This is a genomic window from Micromonospora sp. CA-246542 (assembly GCF_050942905.1).
GTDB lineage: Bacteria > Actinomycetota > Actinomycetes > Mycobacteriales > Micromonosporaceae > Micromonospora.
Window position 1 is genome coordinate 3,403,398 of sequence record NZ_CP192040.1, and the last position, 17,093, is coordinate 3,420,490.

Here is a 17,093-nt window from a genome sequence, read left to right on the forward strand (position 1 = left end):
GTGCCCCGACTGTCGTACCGGCGGGCGTTGACCCGGGCCCTCGCCGACGAGCTGGCCCGCGACGAGGCGGTGTTCGTGCTCGGCGAGGACGTCCAGGTCGGCGCGTCGCTGGTGACCACCGGCCTGGCCAAGCGGTTCGGGACCGACCGGGTCCGCGACACGCCGCTGTCCGAGCAGGCGTTCACCAGCTTCGCCACCGGGGCGGCGCTGGCCGGGCTCCGGCCGGTGATCGAGTTCCAGATCCCGTCGCTGCTGTTCCTCGTCTTCGAGCAGATCGTCAACCACGCGCACAAGTTCCCGCTGATGACCGGCGGGCAGTGCGCGGTGCCGGTCACCTACCTGGTGCCCGGCTCCGGGTCGCGCACCGGCTGGGCCGGGCAGCACTCCGACCACCCGTACAGCCTCTTCGCGCACGTCGGGGTGGTCACCGTCGTACCGGCCACCCCGGCCGACGCGTACGGGCTGCTGGTCACCGCGATCCGGCACGACGACCCGGTGGTCGTGTTCGCGCCGGCCGGCGCGATGGACGTCCGGGACGACGTCGCCGAGCTGGAACCGGTGCCGCTGGGTCGGGGTCGCGTGCATCGGCGCGGCGACGACGTCACCGTGGTCGCGGTCGGGCACCTCGTGCACGACGCGCTCGCCGTGGCCGAGGAATTGGCCGACGAGGTGTCGGTGGAGGTCTTCGACCCGCGCACCCTCTATCCGTTCGACATCGACGGCGTCTGCGAGTCGGTGGCGCGTACCGGCCGCCTCGTCGTCATCGACGACGCCAACCGCTCCTGCGGCATCGCCGCCGAGATCATCGCCTCGGTCGTGGAGCGGGTGCGGCTGCTCGCCCCGCCGCGCCGGGTGACCCGACCCGACGGCGCGGTGCTGCCGTTCGCCCCCGCCCTGGACCGGGCCGTGCAGCCCGGTCGGGAGCAGCTCGCCACCGCCATCCACCTGACCATGAAGGACGGCTCATGATGGACCCGAACTATCCCTGGCCGTCGGCCGACGGAGCGTGGACGGACCTGCCCGAGCCCGCCCGCCGGGCCATGGTGGCGACCGGCGCCGCCGCCTGGGACCGCGTCTTTCACGGCCGGGCCACCTACAACAAGCAGTGGCGGCTGGCCCGCCCCCCGGTGCTGGCCGCCGACACCTGGCGGGAGCTGAACGACGTCTGCGACCGGCTGGCCCAACTCATCCTGGACGCCTGCCGCCGTCGGGTGGACACCGCCGGTGAGCTGCGCCGGCTGCTCGGCGTCCCGGCGGGGGAGACCCGCCTGCTGGACGAGTCGGAGCCGCTGACCGAGGCGCTGCTGGCCGCGTACCGGCCGGACGTCATCTTCACCGACGGCGTGCCGAAGTTCGTGGAGTACAACATCGACAGCAGCCTCGGGGGAGGGTTCGACGCCGACACCGTCATCCAGCGGTTCGCGCAGCTCTACACCGAGCACGGGCTCCTCGACGACCTGCCGCTACGGGCCGCGCCGTCCCTGCTGGACCAGCGGTTCGTGGCGATCCGCGACGAACTCGACCTGCCCGAGGGCGCCCGGCTGGCTCTGTTGATGGACTTCGACGCCGACTACCCCGGCCTGGACGACCCGGAGACGTTCATCCGGATCCTCAGCCCCCTCGCCGTCCGGGCCCGGGACTTCGGCATCGACCTGGTCATCGCGCCCCTGTCCAGCGCCACCCTGGACGCCGGCAACCGCCTCGTCGTGGACGGCGCGCCGGTCGACGCGCTGTTCCGCCTGTTCGTGCCCAACCGGGTCACCCCCACCGCCGGTCTGGACGCGGTGGCCGGCGCCCTCGCCGCCGGCACGCTACCGATGTACGTGTCGGCGGCGGCCTGGCTGCTCGGCAACAAGACCACCTTCGCCTGGCTGTGGGAGGACGTCGACACCCTCCCCGCCGACGACCGGACGCTGATCCAGCGGCACGTGCCGTACACGGTGCCGTTGACCGCCGCGGTGCTCGACCGGGCGATCGCCGAGCAGGCCTCGCTGGTGGCGAAGCCGGCGGACGGCTCGGCCGGGCACGGCGTGCTGATCGGCCCCGAGCTGAGCCCGTCGGACTGGGTCGAGGGCCTGCGCGCGGCTGTCGACCGGGGCGGGGCGATCCTGCAGCAGTACCTACCGGCCGACCGGGTGCCGATGGACTTCGTGCAGATCGAGACCGGCGAGACGGTCACGGCGGACGTCCCGTACAGCCTGGCCCCGTACCTGTTCGGCCGAACGGCCTCCGGCGGCCTGGCGCGGGTCGGCTACCCCGGCGGCGACGGCATCCTCAACCTGGCCCACGGAGTCCTCCTGACCGGAATCCTCCTGCACAACTGACCAGCCCTTCTCCCCGTCGATCATGAAGTTATCGCCCGACACGCCGATGACGGCCGCAATAACTTCATGATCAACGGGGTTCGGGCGAGGGCCGGAGGTGGCGGGACAGGGCGCGGAGGGTTTCGGCCGTCGCGATGGCGTCGCTGCGGCCGCTGCCGTGGCGGCCGTCGGTGCTGTAGAGGGTCGCGTCGGCCGTGAGCGGGTGGTCGGTGAGGTGCACGTGGACCGTTCCCAGGCGGTCGGCCAGCCGCGCCGTGTGGGCGGAGAGGCGGCGCATCCGCTCGCCGAGGCCGGCCCGCATGTGCTCGGGCACGGCCGGGCTGTGCGACACGTCGAACATGCCGATGGTGATCACGTCCGCGCCCGCGTCCCGCAATTCCTCGATTATCGAGGTCAGCTCGACGTCGACCGCGTCCGCGTCGTACGCGGGATGAAAGGCGTCGTTGCCACCGCAGACCACCAGCGCGAGGTCCGGTTCGGCGGCGAGCGCCGGGGCGAGCTGGGTGGCCCGCACCTGGTGTGCGCGCCGACCGCGTCGGCCGAGATTCACGTACGTCAGCTCGGGGCGCACGGCCCTCAGCTCGGTGGCGAGCCGGTCGACCCACTGCACGTCCGGGTAGCCCGGCGTCGGCTCGCACATGCCCTCCACGACGCTGTCGCCGAGCGCCACGAACCGCCGCCACGGGTGAGCGCGCAGCAGCTCGGTGGCCTCGCCGGGACGCAGACAGTACGGGTCCGTCGATTCGCTCAGCGTCGATGGCATGCCGGCACGCTAGCCGACCGCCGCCTCCTCAGCCAGGCTCACCTCGGCCAGGTAGACGCAGGTCCGCTCCTCGTGCGAGGAGTAGTAGCTGACCCACAGCATGTCGTCGTGCCACACCAGACCGGGGTAGCTGGTGTCGCCGCCGGAGGGCAGTGCGACCAGTTCGGTCAGCGCGCCGCGCTCGGGGTCGACAGCGCAGATCGCGGTCCGGACGTCGCCGTCGAGCAGGCGTACCCCGGCGATCAGCCGGCCGTCGGGCAGCCGCCGCAGCGCCGGGCCGCCGACCCGGACGCCCAGGTCGGTCCAGGACCACTCGCGGTACGGCGGGTCGGCCCGCCCGAGCTGCGCCGTGGCGCTGTCGCCGTCGCGGCGCAGGAGACAGTGCGCGGTGCCGTCCGGGGCGAAGGCCAACCCGGACTCGTTGGGGTAGCCGCCCTCGAACAGCGTCGGCACCCACGGCCGCAGGTCGACACCGTCGATGCTGCGGTAGAGCCGGGCGAGCCGCGGCCCTCGGGTGGCGTAGCCGATGCCGTACATGGCGTCGTCGTGCCAGGCAGCCTGCCAGACCCACACGTCCGGCTCGCCGACCGGCGTCGGCTCACCCCAGGCGCGACCGTTGTCGGAGATCCAGGACAGGGTCGTGAACGTCTCGGTCCGGGCCGCGGCCAGCAGTTGCAGCCGCCCGTCGGGGCGTGCCACGAACCGTGGGTCGCGCAGGTCGCCGGCCGCCCGGATGACCGCCGCGGAGCTCCATGCCCGTCCGTCCGTCGACGTCAACAGCCGGATCACGCCGTCGTCGGAGAGGTGGCCGTCGGCCTCGCGGAAGGCACAGAACCACGTCCCGGCGTGCCGGACGAGGTCGGTGAACGCGCTGTGCGGCGCGCTGTCGCCGATCCGGCGTACGGCGACGACCTCGGCGCTGGTGCGACGGGTGGATGACGACGTCATGCGCGACGGGCCTCCTGGCGCTGGTGGGCGGAACGTCCCGGTGACGACGGACGACGCTAGCCGCCGCCGTCGACGCCCGGACGGCCGTGCGGAGAACGGAGGACGAACGATGTCCTGTCGCAAGGGCGTCGTTCACGGCGTCGGCTGCGGTGCCCGCGCGGCCACACCGAACACGCCACCTCGGCGGCGGCCGGCCGCTGACGGCTCAGCGGTGTTCGTCGAGCAGCTCGTCGATGACGCGCCGGGAACCGGCGGGGTCGGGACCGTCCAGGGTGATCAGCGCCTTCCACAGCGCCCAACCTCGTCCGCGCGCCCAGGTGCCCGCGTCGACGTCGAACGCGTCGCGGAACGCGGCCCGGCTGTCGCCGTGCAGCAGGGTCCAGGCGATCACCGTGTCGCAGGCGGGATCGCCGACGCCGCAGCAGCCGAAGTCGATGACGGCGGCGAGCTGGCCGTCGCGCACCAGCAGATTGGCGTACGCGACGTCGCCGTGGAACCACACCGGCGGGCCCGACCAGGTGGCATCGAGCGCGTCCTGCCAGACGGCGGTGACCGCGTGGACGTCGAGCCGGTCGCGGTGTGTCTCGATCGCCGCCCGGGTCTCGGCGTCGTAGGTGGACAGCGGTCCTCCCCGCCAGAAGCAGTGCGGGCCGGCCGCGGGGCCGTCGGCGGCGTCGACGGCGCGTAGGGCCCGCAGGAAGGCGGCGAGGTCCGTCGCGAACCGGGTCAGGTCGTCGATCCGCGCGGGGCGTGCGGTGTGCCCGTCGATCCAGCGGTACACCGACCAGGGGTACGGGTAGCCCGCTCCCGGCCGGCCGTGGGCCAGCGGCACGGGGATCTCCAGTGGGAGGGCCGCGCCGAGCATCGGCAGCCACCGCTGTTCCTTGGCGACCTGGGCCACGTACCCCTCGCCGCTGGGCAGCCGCACGGTCATCTCGTCGCCCAGGTGGAAGGTGCGGTTGTCCCAGCCGCCCACCTCGACGGAACGGACGGGCAGGTCGGCCCAGCGTGGGAACTGCTCGGCGACCAGTCGACGGACCAGGCCCACGTCGATGCGCTCGGCTGTCGTCTCGTCAATCTGCGGCACGTCGGGTGCGGGCTGTGCGTTCATCCGCCCGAGCCTGCGGGCTCGGCCGGCCGGCCCGCAACCGATTTGCCCGCAGGAGGGGACCGGTCGGGCCAACGCTCGGGACAGGTGTCCGGGAGGTGCGGCGCCTGGCCGTACCTCAACTGCCGCCTTTGCTCTGCTTCAACCGGGGCAACACCGATGCCCCGAAAGTGTTGCCTGGGTTGAAGCAGAGCAAAGGGGGCGCACGAGACGGTTGGGAGCCGCTGGGCAGCGGGACATCAGGCGGCGGCAGGTGTCGGCCGGGTCGGCGCCTTCGGGTTGGACCCCCTGGCCACCAGCGGAAATGTGGTGACGAGGAGGCAGGCCGCCGCCATGAGCAGCAGCGCCGGGGTGAGGCCGAACGCGTCCACCGACCAGCCGCCGAGGAGCGCGCCGACCGGCAGGCCGACGAAGGCCAGCGAACCGGCGATGCCGAGCACCCGGGTCTGCAGGTCCGGTGGCACCCGCTCGTAGAGCGCCACCCCCAGCAGCGGGTTGACCGCCGCGATGCCGATCCCGGACAGGAAGGTCACTACGAGGACGACCGGCAGCTCGTCGCTGATCGCCAGGGCGACCAGTCGGGGTGTGCCGGCGACTGTCGCCCCGATGAGGAACGTCAGCCGGCCGGGCAGCCGGGGCCCGAGCGCGGTGAACGCCACGTTGCCCAGCAGCGCGCCCGCCGAGAAGGCCGCGAGCACGAGCCCGAGCCCGCTCGGACCGTGCAGTTCGCGGGCGACCCAGAACGGGATGTAGACGGCCACGCTCGCGTTGGCCACCATGTTCAGCGCCGAGACGACCACCAGCATGCCCAGCAGCGGCCGGTCCCGACCGAGGTAGCCGAAGCCGTCCCGCAGCGCGCGAAGGTAGCCCACCGGCGCGGTGGGCGTCGCCGGGGCGGCCGGCGGGCGGACCAGGAGGCCGATGAGCAGCGCGCAGATCGCGAAGCTGGCCGCGTCGATGAGGATCGCCTGGGTCACCCCGAACGCGGCGATCAGCACACCGCCCACGGCCGCGCCGAACAGGGTCACCACCCGGGTCAACCCGTCGTACGCCGAGGTGAGGCGGATCAGGGGCACCCCGGCGGCCTCGGCGACCGGCCGGAACATGACGTGCTTGACCCGGTCCCCGATGCCGCGCAGCGCGCCGGCGACCGCGACCAGCGCCACCAGGGGAGCGAAGCCCAGCCACGGGGTGAGCGCGACGACGACCATCGCCAGGGCGCTGCCCGCGTCACAGAGGATCGACGTCCGGCGCAGGCCGATCCGGTCCGCCCAGGGCGTGCCGAGGGCACTGGACAGCAGGTACGGCAGGGTCTCGGCGAACGCGACCAGACCCATCTTGGTCGGACTGCCGGTGGTGACCAGCACCAGCCAGGGGATGGTCACCACCGAGATGCGGGTGCCCAGGTTGGAGATCAGGTCCGCGCCGACCAGGACGACCAACTGCCGGCGGGGGTTCACGCCCCGACCGCCGCCGCCCGCCGCGCGGCATACTCGGCGCGCAACGCCCGCTTGTCCACCTTGACCGACCGGTTCACCGGTAACCGGTCGACGAACTCCACCCCGACCGGTGCCCACATCTCGTTCAGCTCGGCGGTCACCAGGTCGATCAACTCCGTCGCCGTGACCGTCGCGCCCGGCGCGGGCACCACGTACGCGTACGGCGCCTCGCCGACCTCGTCGTCCGGCACGCCGATCACGGCGGCGGCCCGCACCTGCGGGTGCCCCGCCAGCACGTCCTCGATGGGGCGGCAGAAGATGGCCCAGTTCCGCCGGTGCGTGACGATCATGTCGTGCGCCCGGTCGACCAGGTAGAGGTAGCCGTCCTCGTCGAGGTGGCCGATGTCGCGGGTGCGGACCCAGCCGTCGACGAGCGTCTGCGCGGTCAGCTCGGGCTGCCCGTGGTAGCCGGCGAAGCTCAGCCGGCTGCGCACCCACACCTCGCCGTCGTGGCCCGGCGGCAGCACGACGCCGTCGTCGTCGCGGATCTCGATCCGCACGTCGCCGTAGGGACGCCCGCAGGAGCGCAGCCGCTCCGGGTGCTCCGGATCGTCGGTCAGCCCAGGCAGCGCGGTGATCACGACGGCCTCGCTGAGGCCGTACACGATGCGCAGCACCGGGCCGAACCGCGCGATGGCCTGGCGCAGCCGGGCGGGCGCGGCGGGCCCGGCGCCCACGTTGAACATGAACATGGCCGAGAAGTCGGCGCCTGCCAGCGCCGGATGGTCCAGCAGCTCGTAGAGCATCGGCGGGGTCACGAAGGTGGAGTTAATCCGCTCCCGTTGCACGGTCGCCACGAACGCCGTCGGGTCCCAGTCGTCGCGCAGGAACAGCACGCCGCCGGTGAACAGGTTGAACAGGGTGGTGATCTGGCCGCTGGCCAACCACATGGGCGAGTGCGACAGGTGCCGCAGCAGCGGGAAGCCGGCGGCGCGGAAGTCGGCCGCGAGGGTGAGGATCTGGGCGTAGAAGCTCTCGGTGTGGTGCACCAGCTTCGGGGCGCCGGTGGTGCCGCTGGTCTGCAGGAACGACTCCGGCGCGGGCACCTCCGTCGTCGGCGGCACGGAACCGCCCGTGTCCGCGGTGAGGTCCGGGCCCGCGCCGCCGGGGCCCAGGCAGCACACCGGTACGCCGGGCAGCGCGGCGGCCAGCTCCGGCCCCAGGCTGGCCGGGTCGCGGGCGTCGTAGACCAGGGCGTCGGGGCGGGCCAGCCGGACGAACTCGTCGACCTCCCGGCGGGCGGTGACCGGGGCGACCCACATCGTCCGGCACCCGAGCAGGTGCAGCGCGAGTTGGAGCAACGGCCCCTCGACGGCGTTGGCCATGGTCACCAGCACCGCCGCGCCCGGCCGTACGCCGTGCCGGATCAGCGCCCCGGCCATCGCGCGTACCGACTCGGCGGCCTCGGTGTAGGTCAGGCGGCGGCCACCGCCGACCAGCGCCTCCCGATCGCCGAAGTCGGCGAACAGGTCCAGCGCCCTGTCCACATAGGTCGCGTGCCCGGGTCCGTCAGTCATCCGGCAAACCCCCATCGCAGGAGAGCGGCGGTCTCCGGGTCGGTTCCCGGTGACGTCGCGGGCGGTGGGGCGCGCGTTCGGGCGACCGCACCGCCGCCGCCTGCGAGCCTAGGCCGACGGGGACGCGCCGGGACCGGGCCGAAGGGCGAAACCGCAGGCCCGGAGGACATTTGATCGTGTCGATCAGTTGATTGACGCCCGTCATCGGCGGCGGCTAGGTTTCTGGACCATCGTCCAGGCGGGAGCCGTCAGCGGACGGCCCTGGGCTGCCACACGATGGAGGTTCCATGTCGACCCCGAAGAGATGGCATGTCGTCACCGCCCTCGCGGCGCTACTGGTCACCGCGACACCCGCCGTCATCGCCACCGCCGGCGGATCCTCCACTGTCGCCGGTCGACCGGACCGGGGTGAGTGGGCGGGCAGTTGGGCCGCGGCGGTCACCCGGGGCAACTCGGTCGGTCTGACCAACACCGGCCTGAACGACCAGAGCGTCCGGATGGTCGTGCACGTCTCGGTGGGCGGCCCGGCGCTGCGTGTACGACTCAGCAACCTCTACGGCGAGCAGGCGGTCCGGGTGGGGCGCGCCACCGTCGCCCGACCGAACACCGCGACCGTCGACGACGTCTCCGACATCGACCCGGCCTCGCTGCGTCCGCTGACCTTCACCGGCGCGGCCTCGGCGACCATGAACCGGGGCGCGGAGTTGCTGAGCGACCCGCTGACCTTCGCCGTCGCCGACGACAGCGACCTGGTGATCACCCTGCACTTCCCGACGCCGACCGGGCCGACCACCTTCCACGGGCAGTCCCAGCAGACGAACTTCATCGGCGCGGGTGATCTGACCGGGGCCGCCGACGGGGCCGGTTTCACCATCCGACCGAACTGCTGCTGGTTCTTCCTGTCCGGCGTCGACGTGCAGCGCAAGGGCACCCCCGGGGCGCTGGTCGTGCTCGGTGACTCTATCGGGGACAGCAACGGCAGTACCGTCAACGCCAACCGGCGCTGGCCCGACCTGCTCTCCGACCGGCTGCTCGCCGATCGGCCCGACAAGCGCACCCCGGGCGTGCTCAACCTGAGCCTGGCCGGCAACCGCCTCAACCACGAGGGCACCGAGCCGGGCGCGGGCGACTACCCTGGCTACTTCCAACTCGGCCCGAACGCGGCGGCCCGCCTCAACGAGGACGTCTTCGCCCAGACCGGGGTGCGTACCGTCGTCACCCACCTCGGCATCAACGACATCTGGATGTCCAACGACTCGTCCGAGGCGATCATCGCCACCCTGCGGCAGATCAACCAGCAGCTCCAGCAGCGCGGCCTGACCAGCCTGGTGGCCACGCTGACGCCGTACGAGGGGCACGGCGCGCCGACGGTGTGGACGCCGGAGAAGGAGGCCACCCGGCAGGCCGTGAACGCGTACCTGCGCGGCAGCCGGGAGTTCGACGGGCTGCTCGACTTCGACCGGGTGCTGCGGGACCCGGCCCGGCCCAGCCAGTTGCTGCCGGCGTACGACTCCGGGGACCACATCCACCCGAACGACGCCGGCAACAAGGCGATGGCCGACGCCGTGCCGTTACGGCTGCTCGGTCTGTGACACCGCCGGGGGCGGCGGGTCACCCCGCCGCCCCCGGAGCACCGACATCCTGGGGAGGAGTACGTCGTGACGGTGCAGGACCTGCTCACCGGCCTCTACAGCGAAGAGGGCCGCCAGAATCCGTACCCGTGGTACGCCCGCCTGCACCGGCTCGGGCCGGTCAGCGCGGTGCCGCCGCGCGCCGAGCACCGCACCGTGGCGGCGGTGGCTGTCGGCTACGACCTGATCGATCAGATGCTGCGCGATCCACGGTGGACCAAGCAGCCACCGCCCGGCTGGGAGGAGCACGAGATCCTGCGCACCTTCCAGACGTCGATGATGTTCATCAACCCGCCCGACCACACCCGGATGCGGCACGTCTTCTCGCGCACCTTCACCCCGCGCCGCCTCGGCGCGCTGGAGCCGGTGATCCTGCGCGTCGTCGACGACCTGCTGGACAGGATGGCCGACGCCGGTGACCGCGTCGTCGACTTCGTGGCCGACTTCGCGTACCCCATCCCCGCGCTGGTCATGGCCGAGTTCATCGGCATCCCGGCGGGGGAGTTGACCTGGTACCGCGATCGGGTGGAGCGCATCGACGAGTTCCTGGACGTGGCCGGCAAGACCCCGCAGCGGCTGGCCGCCGCGAACACCGCCGCGCAGGAGCTGCGGGCGTTCTACCGGGAGCTGCTGGCGCACCGCCGCCGCACGCCCGGGGAGGACCTGATCAGCGCCCTGGTCGAGGCGGTCGGGTCGGGCGAGGTGGAGCTGACCGAGGAGGAGCTGATCAGCAACCTGATCGTGCTGTTCAACGCCAGCTTCGTCACCACCGTCTACATGTTCAGCAACGGCCTGCCGCTGCTGCTGGCCCACCCGGGGGCGGTCACCGCGCTGCCCACCGACGACGCCCGCGCCGCCGGGTGTGTCGACGAGGTGCTGCGCCTGCAGAGCCCGGTGCACTTCCTCGCCCGGGCCGCGCCGGAGGACACCGTGCTGGCCGGCGTGCCGGTCACCGAGGGGGACAACGTGCTCATCATCATCGGCGCGGCCAACCGGGACCCGGCGCGCTTCCCCGACCCGGACGTCTTCGACCCGACCCGCGCCGGCCCGCCGTCCCTGGCCTTCGGGGTGGGCCTGCACTTCTGCCTCGGCGCGGCGGTGTCCCGGCTGGAGGGGCGCCTCGCGCTGCCCCGCCTGTTCGCCCGGTTCCCCCGGCTCGCGGTCACCGAGACCCCCACGTACAGCGGAAGCCTCTTCCTGCGCGGCATCGACAAGCTGCTGGTCAGCACCGGCGGATAGGAGATCAGCATGGCCCTGCACCCGGAGGTGGCGGCCTACCGCGCCGCCCGCGCCGCGGCGGGCACGCCGCCGCTGTACACGCAGACCCTCGCCGAGGCGCGCGCCGCGGACCTGGCCGCGATCCGCGCCGGCGGCGGCGCGGTCGAGCAGGTCGCCGAGGTACGCGACGAGCACATCCCCGGTCCGGGTGGTGATCTGCCCATCCGGGTCTACCGGCCGGCCGGGTCGGGTCCGCTGCCCACCCTGCTGTACTTCTTCGGCGGCGGCTGGACCCTCGGCAGCATCGACACCGCCGACGGGATCTGCCGCCGGCTGGCCAACGCGGTGCCCTGCCAGGTGGTGACCGTCGGCTACCGGCTCGCCCCGGAGCACCCCTTCCCGGCCGCCGTGCACGACTGCCACGCCGCGACCGTCTGGATCGCCGAGAACGCCGCCCGGTTCGGGGTGGACCCGACGAGGCTGGCGGTCGGCGGGGACAGCGCCGGTGGGAACCTCGCCGCCGCCGTGACCCTGCTCTGCCGCACGGACGGGCCCGCGCTGGCCGCGCAACTGCTCGTCTACCCGAACACCGACATCGGCGGCGACCCGTCCGGTCCGGTCGGCGACGACCCGACCCTGTTCAACCGCCACTCGGTGGCCTGGTACCGCACGCACTACCTCACCGACGCCGAGCGGGCGCGGGACCCGCTGGCGTCGCCGCTGCGCGCCGACGACCTGTCCGGCCTGCCGGCGGCTCTGGTGATCACCGCCGAGCTGGACCCGCTGTGCGCCGAGGGGCAGCGCTACGCCGAGCGGTTGGACGCCGCCGGCGTGCCCGTCCGTGCCGACTACTACCCGGGGATGATCCACGGGTTCTTCGCCATGCCCGGCGTGTTCACCGACGGCCGGCGCGCGCAGGACAGCGCCGCGGCGTTCCTGCGGGACCGGTTCGGTGTGTCGTCGGATCGGGAGGCGGCGCCGGCCCAGCCGGAGGGCACGGGGGTACGCGGTGGTTGAGCGGGTGCTGGCCGACCGGCCGGTGACGTTCGCCGACTACGGGGAACAGGCGCGGGCGGTGCTGACCCCGGACGTGTGGGACTACGTCGCCGGCGGTGGCGCGGCCGAGGTGACCCTGGCCGCCAACCGGACCGCGCTGGACCGGGTCGCCGTGCTGCCCCGGGTGCTGCGCGGCAGGGATGCGGTGGACACCGGCGTACGACTGCTCGGTGAGCCGTACGCGCTGCCGGTCGGGGTGGCGCCGATGGCCTACCAGCGGCTCGTACACCCGGACGGCGAGGCGGGCCTCGCGGCGGCGGCCGGCGCGGCCGGCGTGCCGTTCGTGGCGAGCACGCTGAGCAGCACACCGATCGAACAGATCACCGCGACCGGCGCCCACGTCTGGTTCCAGCTCTACTGGCTGCGCGACCGGGCTCTGGTCCGCGACCTGCTGGCCCGGATCGTGGCGGCGGGCTGCCGTGCCCTCGTCGTCACCGTGGACGTCCCGGTGCTCGGCCGACGCCCCCGCGACCTGCGCAACGCGTTCCGGCTGCCGCCCGACGTGGTCGCCGCGAACCTGCCGTACGGCAGGGACACGCTCGCCCACGCGGGCGTCCCCGGTGTCTCGGCGATCGCCGCGCACACCGACGCGTCGTTCGAATCGGCTCTGCGCTGGGCGGATCTGGCCTGGCTGCGCGAGCACGTCGACCTGCCGCTGGTCGTCAAGGGGGTGCTGGACCCCCGTGACGCGGTCGAGGCGGTACGGATCGGGGCGGACGCGGTGGTGGTGTCGAACCACGGGGGCCGGCAGTTGGACGGCGCCCCGGCCAGCGTCACCATGCTGCCGGAGGTCGTCGACGCGGTCGGCGACGGTTGTCAGGTGCTGCTCGACAGCGGCATCCGGGGCGGCACCGACGTGCTGCGGGCGCTGGCGCTGGGCGCGGCGGGCGTTCTGGTCGGTCGACCGCTGCTCTGGGCGCTGGCCGTCGGCGGGCGGCGCGGCGCGCAGGACGCGTTGGCGCTGCTCGCCGCCGAGGTGCGGGACGCGCTCACCCTCGCCGGGTGTGCCGACCCGGCGGCGGCGGCCGCGCTGCGGACCCTCCGGACGGGCTGAGCCGGTGGACGCCACCGAATCGGTCGACCTCACCGTCGCTGATCTGCACCCCGCGCTCGGCGACCCGGCGCTGACCTCGATGAACTTCCTCAACGAGGTGTCCGAACGGTATCCGGAAGCGGTGTCGCTCGCGGCCGGCCGCCCGTACGAGGAGTTCCTCGACGTCGCCGCGGTGCACCGGCACCTGGACACGTTCCACCGGCACCTCGTCGACGAGCGGGGGCACTCGCCCGAGCAGGCACGCCGGTTGCTGATGCAGTACGGCCGGACCAAGGGCATCGTGCACCACCTGGTCGCCCGTAACCTCGCCCTCGACGAGGGGATCACGGTCGATCCGGAGGCCGTCGTGGTGACCGTCGGGTGTCAGGAGGCCATGTTCCTGGTGCTGCGGGCGTTACGGACCGGCCCGACGGACGTGCTGCTGGCGGTCGCGCCGACCTATGTCGGGCTGACCGGGGCGGCTCGGCTGGTGGACCTGCCGGTGTGGCCGGTCGCCGGTGGACCGTCCGGCGTGGACCTCGCCGACCTGCGGGCCCAGGCGCGTAAGGCCCGAGAGGCGGGCCTGCGGCCGCGTGCCTGCTACGTGATGCCGGACTTCGCCAACCCGTCCGGGGTCAGCATCGACGTCGCCGACCGGCAGCGGCTGCTGGCGCTGGCCGCCGAGGAGGACCTGCTGTTGCTGGAGGACAACCCGTACGGGCTGTTCGCCGTCGCCGACGGGCCGCGTCCGCCCACGCTGAAGGCGCTGGACACCGACCGGAGGGTGGTCTACCTCGGCTCCTTCGCCAAGACGGTGCTGCCCGGTGCCCGGGTCGGTTACGTGGTCGCCGACCAGCGGGTGGCCGACCGGGACGGCCGCGTCGGGCCGTTCGCCGACCAACTCGCCATGATCAAGAGCATGGTCACCGTGAACACCTCGCCGCTCGCGCAGGCGGTGATCGGTGGGCGGCTGTTGGAGCACGGGTGCAGCCTGGTGCCCGCGAACACCCGGGAGCGGGCCGCGTACGCCCGCAACCTGCGCCACCTGGTGGCCGGCCTGGCCCGGCGTTTCGCGGACCGGCCGGAGGTGCGCTGGACGGTGCCGGCCGGCGGGTTCTTCGTGGTGGTGACCGTGCCGTTCGTCGTCGACGACGCGTTGCTGGACATCTCGGGGCGGGACTACGGCGTGCTGTGGACGCCGATGGCGCACTTCTACGACGACACCGCGCCGGTGCGCGCGCTGCGGCTGTCGGTCAGCGCGGTGACGCCGGAGCAGATCGACGTCGGGTTGGACCGACTCGCCGCCCTCGTCACCGACGAGCTCCTGCGTGGACGGTCATAATGGGCCGCATGGTTGCCTGGGAGTACGCCCTGCTCGTTCGTCGCTATCAGGGACAGGGTCGCAATTTCACCGTCTCGTTCGTCTGGTACGGCCCGGACGGGTCCCGTAAGGACATCACCGCCTACGGCGACACGGCCATCGCGCACCTCAACCGCGCCGGCCGCGAGGGCTGGGAGCTGGTCTCAGCGGCCGAGGACGTCAACAACGTCCAAGGCAGCACCGAAGTCCACCGCTACCACCTAAAACGCCCCCTGAACTAACACCTCGCCCCGCCCCCCCGTCCGCGGCGGGGGGGCGGGGCGAGGGACCGTCAGGTCAGGTCGACGGCGGGGTAGAGGGGGTGGGGGGCCAGGAGGTCGGCGGCCTGGCGGGAGATCTTGTCGGCCAGGTCGGCGTCGAGCGTGTACTTCGCCTTGGACGGGGTGCCGTCGGCGTTCGCGCCGGCCGTGGTCTGGGTCAGCACGGTGTGGATCAGCTCCGCCGTCTGGTCCATCTCGGCGGTGCCGAGGCCCCGGGTGGTCAGCGCCGGGGTGCCGATCCGGATGCCGGACGTGTACCAGGCGCCGTTCGGGTCCTGCGGGACCGAGTTGCGGTTGGTGACGATGCCGGAGTCGAGCAGGGCCTGCTCGGCCTGCCGGCCGGTGAGCCCGTACCCGGACACGTCGATCAGCACCAGGTGGTTGTCGGTGCCACCGGTGACGAGCTTCGCGCCCCGGCGCAGCAGCCCGTCGGCGAGGGCCTGCGAGTTGTCCACGATCCGCTGGGCGTAGTCGGCGAAGTCGGGACGGCGGGCCTCGGCCAGGGCGACGGCCTTGGCGGCCATCACGTGCGGCAGCGGACCGCCGAGCACCATCGGGCAGCCCCGGTCCACCTGGTCGGCCAGCTCCGGCTGGCAGAGCACCATGCCGCCGCGCGGGCCGCGCAGCGACTTGTGGGTGGTGGTGGTGACGATGTGCGCGTGCGGCACCGGGTCGAAGTCGCCGGTGAACACCTTGCCCGCCACCAGACCGGCGAAGTGCGCCATGTCGACCATGAAGGTCGCGCCCACCGAGTCGGCGATCTCGCGCAGGATCCGGAAGTTCACCTTCCGGGGGTACGCCGAGTAGCCGCCCACCAGGATCAGCGGCTTGAACTCGCGGGCGGCCTCGGCCACCCGGTCGTAGTCGATCAGCCCGGTGGCCGGGTCGGTGCCGTAGCTGCGCTGGTCGAACATCTTGCCGGAGATGTTCGGCCGGAACCCGTGGGTGAGGTGACCGCCGGCGTCCAGGGACATGCCGAGCATCCGCTGGTTGCCCAGCTCGCGGCGCAGCTCGAACCAGTCCGCCTCGGTGAGGTCGTTGACCTGGCGTACCTGGGCCTTCTTCAGGGCGGGGGACTCCACCCGGTCGGCGAGCACCGCCCAGAAGGCGACCAGGTTGGCGTCGATGCCCGAGTGCGGCTGCACGTACGCGTGCGCGGCACCGAACAGTTCCCGGGCGTGCTCGGCGGCGAGCGCCTCGACGGTGTCGACGTTCTGGCAGCCGGCGTAGAAGCGGCGGCCGACGGTGCCCTCGGCGTACTTGTCGCTGAACCAGTTGCCCATGGCCAGCAACGTGGCCGGGGAGGCGTAGTTCTCGCTGGCGATGAGCTTGAGCGACTCCCGCTGGTCGGTCAGCTCGGCGCCGATGGCGTCGGCCACCCGCGGCTCGACAGCCCGGATCACCTCGAGGGCGCTCCGGAATGCGGTGGACTCGGCGTTGCGCGACATGCGACCTCCTACGAATGTGCGGAAGGCCCAGGCGCACGGCAAACGTCCTCGTGACGGGGCCGCTCCCCGATGGTTCTCCATCCCAACGCGCCAGTAACGGCCCGCGCTGATCCTACCGGGCCGGCGCCGGCCGACCCGGCCGACCTCCCGACGCGAGCCCGCCGAGGTGGTTGAACGGTCCTCGCTCGGGCATGGGGCCAGGGGGCTTCGCGCCCGACCCCGCCCCCGCCCCGACCCCGCCTCCCGCGATCTTGCACTTTCTGTCGCGACAAAACAGCACGAAACATCGCCAATCGGCAACAGAAAGTGCAAGATCGCGGGGCGGGGGCGGGGGCGGGGCCGGGGCGGCACACCGAGGGGCCCGGCGATGTGCCGGGCCCCTCGGTGCGAACGCGTCGCCTCAGGCGGTCACCGCGTCGCGCGCCTTCTTGATCGCCTTCGGCTGGGTGGGGGTACGCGGCGCGTCGGCGCGCAGCGCGATCATCTTCTCGCCGATCTCCTGGAGCTGCTTACGGCCCAACGCCTCGCGGACCTTGGGGAACCACTCCTCCTCTTCCTCCTCGACGTGGTGCGTGACGTTCTCGATCAGCACCGTCGTCTTGGCGGTGAAGCGCTCGTCCTTGGCGTCCATGCTGGCCAGTTCGAGGCAGAGCAGGTCGGCCACGTGGTGCTCCTCGTACGACTCGAGGATGTCGTCCTCCAGGTCGGGCAGGAGCCGGCGGACCTCCGGGTACATCACCTCGTTCTCCAGGTAGGTGTGCACCGTCAGTGCCTCCAGGATCTGGTCCACCAGCTTCTGCCGCTGGCTCGCCGGTCCCTCCTCGGCGTCCTGGAAGGCCTTGAACAGACGGCGCATCTCCTTGTGGTCCTCTTTGAGCAGGACGATGGCATCGGTCGACACCGGTGT

General features: G+C 72.8%; 15 protein-coding genes and 1 riboswitch. Of the genes, 8 read left to right on the plus strand and 7 right to left on the minus strand.

The window, feature by feature from the left end:
- Both ACQP0N_RS15945 and ACQP0N_RS15950 read left to right on the plus strand, forming a co-directional pair.
- Complete coding sequence (locus ACQP0N_RS15945; protein ID WP_433121157.1) at positions 1-969, plus strand: alpha-ketoacid dehydrogenase subunit beta; 969 nt, start codon at positions 1-3, stop codon at positions 967-969.
- Complete coding sequence (locus ACQP0N_RS15950) at positions 966-2,324, plus strand: hypothetical protein (RefSeq protein WP_433121159.1); 1,359 nt, start codon at positions 966-968, stop codon at positions 2,322-2,324. Before ACQP0N_RS15945 ends, ACQP0N_RS15950 begins: the two co-directional genes overlap by 4 nt.
- A 70-nt stretch (positions 2,325-2,394) precedes the next feature.
- Here the strand turns inward: ACQP0N_RS15950 and ACQP0N_RS15955 are convergent, their stop codons facing one another.
- From ACQP0N_RS15955 to ACQP0N_RS15975, 5 genes are all read right to left on the minus strand, one after another.
- Positions 2,395-3,087 carry an SGNH/GDSL hydrolase family protein gene (locus tag ACQP0N_RS15955; RefSeq protein WP_433121161.1) on the minus strand — a complete coding sequence of 231 codons (693 nt, stop codon included), beginning with the start codon at positions 3,085-3,087 and terminating at the stop codon, positions 2,395-2,397.
- Between the two features lie 9 nt (positions 3,088-3,096).
- Positions 3,097-4,035: an exo-alpha-sialidase gene (locus ACQP0N_RS15960; RefSeq protein ID WP_433121163.1), complete on the minus strand. Its 939-nt coding sequence runs from the start codon at positions 4,033-4,035 to the stop codon at positions 3,097-3,099.
- 205 nt (positions 4,036-4,240) lie between these two features.
- Positions 4,241-5,146 carry an aminoglycoside phosphotransferase family protein gene (locus ACQP0N_RS15965; RefSeq protein WP_433121165.1) on the minus strand — a complete coding sequence of 302 codons (906 nt, stop codon included), beginning with the start codon at positions 5,144-5,146 and terminating at the stop codon, positions 4,241-4,243.
- A gap of 236 nt (positions 5,147-5,382) precedes the next feature.
- A complete protein-coding gene (locus tag ACQP0N_RS15970) occupies positions 5,383-6,603 on the minus strand; it encodes an MFS transporter (RefSeq protein WP_433121167.1) in 1,221 nt (406 codons plus the stop codon).
- Positions 6,600-8,159, minus strand: a complete 1,560-nt coding sequence (locus tag ACQP0N_RS15975) for an AMP-binding protein (protein ID WP_433121169.1) — start codon at positions 8,157-8,159, stop codon at positions 6,600-6,602. Before ACQP0N_RS15975 ends, ACQP0N_RS15970 begins: the two co-directional genes overlap by 4 nt.
- 287 nt (positions 8,160-8,446) lie before the next feature.
- Between ACQP0N_RS15975 and ACQP0N_RS15980 the strand changes: the two genes are divergently transcribed.
- The 6 genes from ACQP0N_RS15980 to ACQP0N_RS16005 all read left to right on the plus strand — a co-directional run bounded on the left by ACQP0N_RS15980 (position 8,447) and on the right by ACQP0N_RS16005 (position 14,699).
- Positions 8,447-9,751, plus strand: a complete 1,305-nt coding sequence (locus ACQP0N_RS15980; protein WP_433121171.1) for an SGNH/GDSL hydrolase family protein — start codon at positions 8,447-8,449, stop codon at positions 9,749-9,751.
- Between the two features lie 66 nt (positions 9,752-9,817).
- On the plus strand, positions 9,818-11,029 hold the full coding sequence (locus ACQP0N_RS15985; protein WP_433121173.1) for a cytochrome P450: 1,212 nt from the start codon (positions 9,818-9,820) through the stop codon (positions 11,027-11,029).
- A gap of 9 nt (positions 11,030-11,038) precedes the next feature.
- Positions 11,039-12,025 (plus strand): alpha/beta hydrolase, encoded by a 987-nt coding sequence (locus tag ACQP0N_RS15990; RefSeq protein WP_433121175.1) that lies wholly within the window; start codon positions 11,039-11,041, stop codon positions 12,023-12,025.
- Positions 12,018-13,118: an alpha-hydroxy acid oxidase gene (locus ACQP0N_RS15995; RefSeq protein ID WP_433121177.1), complete on the plus strand. Its 1,101-nt coding sequence runs from the start codon at positions 12,018-12,020 to the stop codon at positions 13,116-13,118. Before ACQP0N_RS15990 ends, ACQP0N_RS15995 begins: the two co-directional genes overlap by 8 nt.
- Positions 13,119-13,122: 4 nt before the next feature.
- Positions 13,123-14,439, plus strand: a complete 1,317-nt coding sequence (locus ACQP0N_RS16000; protein WP_433121179.1) for an aminotransferase class I/II-fold pyridoxal phosphate-dependent enzyme — start codon at positions 13,123-13,125, stop codon at positions 14,437-14,439.
- Positions 14,439-14,699: a hypothetical protein gene (locus tag ACQP0N_RS16005; protein WP_007460594.1), complete on the plus strand. Its 261-nt coding sequence runs from the start codon at positions 14,439-14,441 to the stop codon at positions 14,697-14,699. Before ACQP0N_RS16000 ends, ACQP0N_RS16005 begins: the two co-directional genes overlap by 1 nt.
- Positions 14,700-14,749: 50 nt before the next feature.
- On the opposite strand, the gene ACQP0N_RS16010 is transcribed toward ACQP0N_RS16005, so the two are convergent.
- Together ACQP0N_RS16010 and ACQP0N_RS16015 are read right to left on the minus strand one after the other, a co-directional pair.
- Positions 14,750-16,186, minus strand: a complete 1,437-nt coding sequence (locus ACQP0N_RS16010) for a glycine hydroxymethyltransferase (RefSeq protein WP_357119020.1) — start codon at positions 16,184-16,186, stop codon at positions 14,750-14,752.
- 18 nt (positions 16,187-16,204) lie between these two features.
- Positions 16,205-16,294: riboswitch (ZMP/ZTP riboswitch) on the minus strand.
- Positions 16,295-16,586: 292 nt separating this feature from the next.
- Positions 16,587-17,087: a hemerythrin domain-containing protein gene (locus tag ACQP0N_RS16015; protein WP_357119014.1), complete on the minus strand. Its 501-nt coding sequence runs from the start codon at positions 17,085-17,087 to the stop codon at positions 16,587-16,589.
- Between the last annotated feature and the right edge of the window lie 6 nt (positions 17,088-17,093).